This window comes from Acetivibrio sp. MSJd-27, assembly GCF_018918095.1.
Lineage (GTDB): Bacteria > Bacillota > Clostridia > UMGS1840 > HGM11507 > HGM11507.
The window spans coordinates 1-5,740 of record NZ_JAHLPV010000070.1 but is presented as its reverse complement, the minus strand read 5'-3'; the positions used below and the strand labels follow the sequence as shown (position 1 = coordinate 5,740).

Genomic DNA, 5,740 nt, shown 5'->3' with positions numbered 1-5,740 from the left:
TATGCGATGTTCATGCCAATCTCCTGCATGGTACGGCGCAGCGAGGGGATGCCGTACAGGTGCTGGATGAACACAATTTTGAACAATACCACCGGGTCAATGCTGGGACGGCCGTTGTCACGGCTGTAAAGCGCATCCACCAAGTCGTACAGATGCGTAAAATCCACCGCGCTGTCAATCTGCCGCAGCAGATGCTCCGATGGAACCAGCTCCTCCAAACATAGGATTTCTACTACATTTCTGCGCAATTCCTGCTCTTTTGCTAGCACACGCCGTCCCTCCCCAGTCTTTTCTTATCTTTATTTTACCACACATACGCAAAAAAGCCCAGTGTATACTGGACTTTTTCGACAGGCTGAGATTGACACTTGAGTGTCAATCTTTTTTCATCGGATCGAACAGCGGCTTCATTCTATCAGAGGGCTGTATGTTCGGTATCTTAAAATCATTTCAATCTCTTCGATTGATTTGTTTCTCACATTTACCAGCAAAACCCCTTGCGTTGTCTGCGTATCCATCAGCAGACCGTTTCTTGATATAAAATTTTCGTCATAGTATAAAAGAGCATCGACGGGAATGTCGTTCTTAGAAAAAGGAACCGTGAAAAAACCCATATCCTCCAAGGGCTCTTTGAGATGCATTATTTCAGGCGAAAGACTGATAACCATAGTTATTTCCCTTCTTTAAAGTATTTGGAAAGCTTTCCAATCGCTTTTTTTTCGATTCGTGAAACATAGGAGCGGGAGATGCCGAGGGACTTGGCGATCTCTCTTTGCGTTTTCGGATTGCCAGTCTCCAGCCCATAGCGCAGTTCAATAATATTTTTTTCTCTGGGAGTCAGACAGGAAGAGATGGCCTGATAGAGCTTGCCGGTCTTTATTTTTAAATCTACTTTATTAAAAACATTTTCTTCATCGTTGCTTAAAACATCTACCAGACTGATCTCGTTTCCTTCGCAGTCCATACCAATAATCTCATTCAAGGATACTTCATTGACCAATTTTTTTTCGGAACGGAGTATCATTAGAATTTCGTTTTCAATACAACGTGCCGCATAGGTTGCAAGGCGGATCCCTTTCTCCATATCAAAGGTGGAGATCGCTTTGATCAGTCCGATGGTGCCGATGGAGATCAGATCATCGGCTTCCTTGCCGGTCTGGGAATATTTTTTCGCTACGAACGCCACAAGTCTTAAATTGCGTTCTATCAGTGTATTTCTTGCTTCCTCATCATTTTCTTTCATTCTTTGAAGCAGCTCCCGTTCCTCTTTCGCGGAGAGCGGTTTCGGAAAGGAGTTGGTGTTTGTCATATATCCCAGCATAAACAGGATATTTTGTATAAACGTAGTCATAAAAGAATTGAACCACATTCGGAACACCTCCATGCAAGATATATATGCATCCGAAGGCGCTTTTTTGCCTGTCTATGTTTTTAAATTGCAGAGAAGCAAGCGGAAATCTTTCTGTTATTGTATATATTTACCGTAATCTCAATTTCCTATACGCAGGAAATGAGAATATGGAGCACAATACTCATAAAAAATTACCTATAGGGAGGCTTTTTGAACAATCAAAAAAGTCTTGCTATATTGAGGAAAATCATGTATATTAAATCAAAAGAGTGGATTACATAAAAAAGGGAGGGATAGAATAATGGCTATTCAAATTTTACAGCTTTCTTCTTTAGAAAAAATTTTTCTGAATGATGGGGGAAGGGAGGATACGCTGACGAAAGCATCGGCATTGAAAGGAGAACGGTTTTCCTACCAGATCGCTTTCCGTTCAGAGGGAGATCGGAATTCCAGGGCAAGATTATCGATTGAAATAGACGCAGGACTTCCGGTATCTGTCAGGAGGGTTGGCAATGTTCCGTCAGAATTGCCTCTGTATCCTGAAATCAGTGACGATGATTATCTGTGCAGAGAGCCTGGACTGTATCCGGATCCGCTGTTTGACGATGTGGAGGGGGAGATCATTTCGGCGGCTGGAAGCTGGCACAGCATATGGGTAACTGTGGACATTCCCTCAGATTGCCGCGGTGGTAATTACCCAATTAAAATCAAATTCATTGGAGAAGATTTTTCAGAAAATCGCTTCCAGCAGGAAAAGCAATTGGAATTGAAGGTGATTGATGCAGTTTTGCCGTCTCAGAACCTTATCTACACCCAGTGGTTCCATGCGGACTGCATCGCTTCCTACTATGGGTTAGAGATCTTTTCTGAGGAGCATTGGCAAAGGATCGGGCAGTTTATGGAGACAGCGGTGAAAAATGGAGTCAATATGATACTGACACCTGTTTTCACCCCGCCCCTGGACACGATGATTGGAGCGGAGCGCCCGACCACGCAGCTTGTGAAGGTAAAAAAAGAGGAAAGCAGTTATTCTTTTGATTTTTCAAAACTGAAACGGTGGATTGATCTGGCAAAAGAAAAGGGAATCGGTTATTTTGAAATCTCTCATCTGTTCACCCAATGGGGTGCAGCCTGTGCGCCGAAAATTATAGCGGAAGTAAAAGGGAAGGAAAAGAAAATTTTTGGCTGGGAAACTGCGGGGGATTCCCCTGAATACCGCGGATTTCTGACCAGTTTTCTGCCGGCGCTGACCAATTTTTTGCGGAAAGAAGGGATTGAAAAGACAACCTATTTTCATATATCGGATGAACCAAAGGGGAAGGAACAGAAGGAAGCCTATCAAAGGGCAAAGCAGATAGTGACCCCTTTTTTAAAGGACTATCCCATAATAGACGCATTGTCTGAAGTTGATTTTTACAAAGAAGGAATTGTGGAACATCCGATTCCTTCCACGGATCATATCGAACCATTTCTGAATGAAGATATAGACCCGCGTTGGGCATACTATTGCTGTTCACAATCCAGGGATGTCGCAAACCGATTTTTTTCTATGCCTTCTTACCGTAATCGGATCCTTGGCACACAGCTGTATTTATATGGAATACAGGGATTTTTGCACTGGGGTTACAATTTTTATTATTCTGCCCGCTCCAGAAGGCTTATCAATCCTTTTGTCACAACAGACGGAGATTGTGCCTTTCCTTCCGGGGATCCTTTTTCCGTGTATCCGGGAAGCGATGGACCCATTGAGTCTATCAATCTTACCATTTTTCATGAAGCGTTGCAGGATATGCGCGCATTTCAGCTGTTGGAGCAATTTGCGGGGAAAGAAGCGGTAGAAGAATTAATACAAAAGGAAGCTGGCCAAAAGATACGGTTTGACAGCTATCCCAAAGACAGTACCTTTCTTTTGATGCTCAGAGAGAAGATAAACTGTGAAATCGAAAAATATATAGCTTCTCTTTAATGCTTAACAGGCGATCGGGGACAAATTTACGGTCAGCCGGCAGGTTTCTATCCCTCGTTTTGCGAAATTGAAATGATAATGCAGCGGAAAACAAACGGTGCCAAAGATTCTTTAAGGATATCTTTGGCGCTGTTTATTTATAACATAGGAAATCGCGCGGAATTGTGCGCAATTGCAGGTTTCAAAAAACAGCGTGCGGAGCGCAGTTGTGTTTTTCAGAATGAAAAACTTTTTTATAACATAGGAAATTGCGCGGAATCGTGCGCAATTGCATGTTTCAAAAAACAGCGTGCGAAGCGCGGCTGCGTTTTTCAGAATGAAAAACTTTTTTATAAACACATGCGGAAACAATTTGTTTTGGGCATTTGTGATAGTATCTATCATGCAACAATGACAGCTTTTTGGAAACCATTATTACGGATGCTTGATAAATCTGAAACAAAAAATTAGGATTGACAAACTTGATTTTTTCCTGTAATATGAATGAAGTGTGTTTGCACCAAAAATAATAATCCGCAGCAGGAGGACAACATGATAAAAAAGGATTTGCTGCCGTCTGTTTTCGGCGGTGTATATATCAGCATTGGAGCACTGATCTATTTGGCTTTGGAAAAAAGCGTGACAGGGGCATTGTTTTTCTCCTTAGGCATTTTGCTCTGTATATTTTGTAACGGACATTTGTTTACCCGCGCCTTTCCCTTAGGCGTTTATACGAGATTTCAGGAGTATTCCGTTCGGCAGATATTGATTGTGTATGCCGGCAATTTTATAGGCACCGCCTTGATGGCGCTTTTGATATCCCAAACTTTTTTAAATGACAGGATTGCCGATTTAACGATCGCTGTTGCACAGGCTAAGATATCCGATACCTTCATAAGCACGTTGATCTCAGGCACATTTGCGGGACTGTTGGTGGCTTTTGCTGTTATGTTCAAACGCAGGGGCATGAATATCCTTTTTGTGGTCGTAACGATTGCTGCTTTCGTTATTCTTGGCTTTGATCACTGCATTGCAAATATGTTTTATTACGGTGTATATACGGTAAACGGCGGTGCGCTGAACATTGCACTGATTTTGGACATCCTGGCGGCTACATTGGGCAATATGATTGGAGGCGGCCTGGCCTGCCTGATAGAACCTCGGGAATCAAAGTGAATCTTTTTCATTTGATTAAAAAAAGTATTTGTGATACGATATTTTGGAAAATAAATCAAAAAAGGATGAGATCACATGTATCAATGGGGAAAACTATTGAAAGGCGCGGTATGGATTGAAGAAACGCAAACAGGAATTCTTGCCCGCCGTTTTACGAAAAAACAGCTGGCATTCTATGCTTCTGTCTCTCAGGCATCCTATGTCAGGGCTGCCGGATGCGCGGGAATCCGCATGGATTTTATCACAGAGGCACCGGAAATTTCATTTGCATATGAAACGACAGCTTTTTGCCGCGATTCTCTGTATCTTGATATCTATGAAAACGGGGTTCTTTGCGGTGTGATAAAAGAGCCGGATAAAAGTCCAAACGGCAGGGTTTCCTATCAGAAGCATGCCTCCGGAAAAACGAGAATTACCATATATTTTCCGTATACCTGCGACGTTGCTTTGCAGGATGTCTCTCTGGGCGAGATCGAATATGTGCCGGACGAAAAAACAAATTATCTGGCGCTGGGAGATTCCATCACACAGGGGATGGACGCCAAAAATCCCTCCTTCCATTATCCTGCGGTTCTGGCTCGCTACTTTGGATGGAATTATCTGAATCATGGTGTGGGAGGCTTTTATTTTGATCCGGATTCTCTGGACGCGGAATTGCCTTTCAAACCGGATGTTATCACGGTTGCCTATGGGGCAAATGATTGTCATTTGATAAGTGTAGGCGAAAAAACATATGAAGGTGTAAAAAAGTCAGCCAAAGCCTTTTTGGATAAATTAATTGCTCTCTATTCACAGGCTTGCGTTTATGTGATTACACCTATCTGGAGAGCGGCTGAGTATGAGAATGCCGACATCGCTTCCGGAATGCAGAGAATACGGAGCTTTATAAAGAAAGAAGCGGCATCAAGGGGATTAAACGTGATTGACGGAGAAAAATTGGTATCCCATGACAGCGGATTTTTCGGAGACAAGGTGCTTCATCCCAACGAAATCGGCTTTATGGAGTATGCGATGCATATGATTCCACAGATTAAGCAAATAGCAGGAAGATAGAATACGATGGTTTAAAAATTCATCAAGCCGATGGCTTGATGGATTTTTTTGTTGGTATTTTTTTTGAAAAGAGAGGAAAAATAAATAATAGAATCAGGCTCTGTAAAGTTAACATGAAAAAATAGCACCCGCAATCAGCCAATCTGGCTAAGCAACGAGCAAAAGCTCGCGTTTGCGCTTTTTGGACAGCTCGAGGCCGGCGCACTGTGCCGGGG

General features: G+C 42.7%; 6 protein-coding genes. 3 read left to right on the top strand and 3 right to left on the bottom strand.

The features are described 5' to 3' along the window. The 3 genes from KQI32_RS12915 to sigK all read right to left on the bottom strand — a co-directional run. Positions 1-269 (bottom strand): transposase (locus tag KQI32_RS12915; protein WP_216423449.1); only part of this gene is annotated, 269 nt, incomplete at its 3' end. 138 nt (positions 270-407) lie between these two features. Further along, positions 408-668 (bottom strand): YkuS family protein, encoded by a 261-nt coding sequence (locus KQI32_RS12910; RefSeq protein WP_177691604.1) that lies wholly within the window; start codon positions 666-668, stop codon positions 408-410. Positions 669-670: 2 nt separating this feature from the next. Then, positions 671-1,369 (bottom strand): RNA polymerase sporulation sigma factor SigK, encoded by a 699-nt coding sequence (sigK, locus tag KQI32_RS12905; RefSeq protein WP_177691605.1) that lies wholly within the window; start codon positions 1,367-1,369, stop codon positions 671-673. Positions 1,370-1,652: 283 nt separating this feature from the next. On the opposite strand from sigK, the gene KQI32_RS12900 reads away from it, so the two are divergent. From KQI32_RS12900 to KQI32_RS12890, 3 genes are all read left to right on the top strand, one after another. Continuing rightward, the gene (locus KQI32_RS12900) at positions 1,653-3,317 is read left to right on the top strand and encodes a DUF4091 domain-containing protein (protein ID WP_216425996.1); all 1,665 of its coding nucleotides are present in this window, start codon (positions 1,653-1,655) and stop codon (positions 3,315-3,317) included. 531 nt (positions 3,318-3,848) lie between these two features. Continuing rightward, complete coding sequence (locus KQI32_RS12895) at positions 3,849-4,472, top strand: formate/nitrite transporter family protein (protein WP_177691607.1); 624 nt, start codon at positions 3,849-3,851, stop codon at positions 4,470-4,472. A 75-nt stretch (positions 4,473-4,547) separates the two neighbouring features. Continuing rightward, entirely contained in the window at positions 4,548-5,525 is a 978-nt protein-coding gene (locus tag KQI32_RS12890; RefSeq protein ID WP_216425994.1) for an SGNH/GDSL hydrolase family protein, read from the top strand. Positions 5,526-5,740 lie beyond the last annotated feature (215 nt).

Coding starts and splice junctions, on each gene's coding strand:
- KQI32_RS12910 (WP_177691604.1), bottom strand. CDS start 668: ATGGTTATCAGTCTTTCGCCTGAAATAATGCATCTCAAAGAGCCCTTG.
- sigK (WP_177691605.1), bottom strand. CDS start 1,369: ATGTGGTTCAATTCTTTTATGACTACGTTTATACAAAATATCCTGTTT.
- KQI32_RS12900 (WP_216425996.1), top strand. CDS start 1,653: ATGGCTATTCAAATTTTACAGCTTTCTTCTTTAGAAAAAATTTTTCTG.
- KQI32_RS12895 (WP_177691607.1), top strand. CDS start 3,849: ATGATAAAAAAGGATTTGCTGCCGTCTGTTTTCGGCGGTGTATATATC.
- KQI32_RS12890 (WP_216425994.1), top strand. CDS start 4,548: ATGTATCAATGGGGAAAACTATTGAAAGGCGCGGTATGGATTGAAGAA.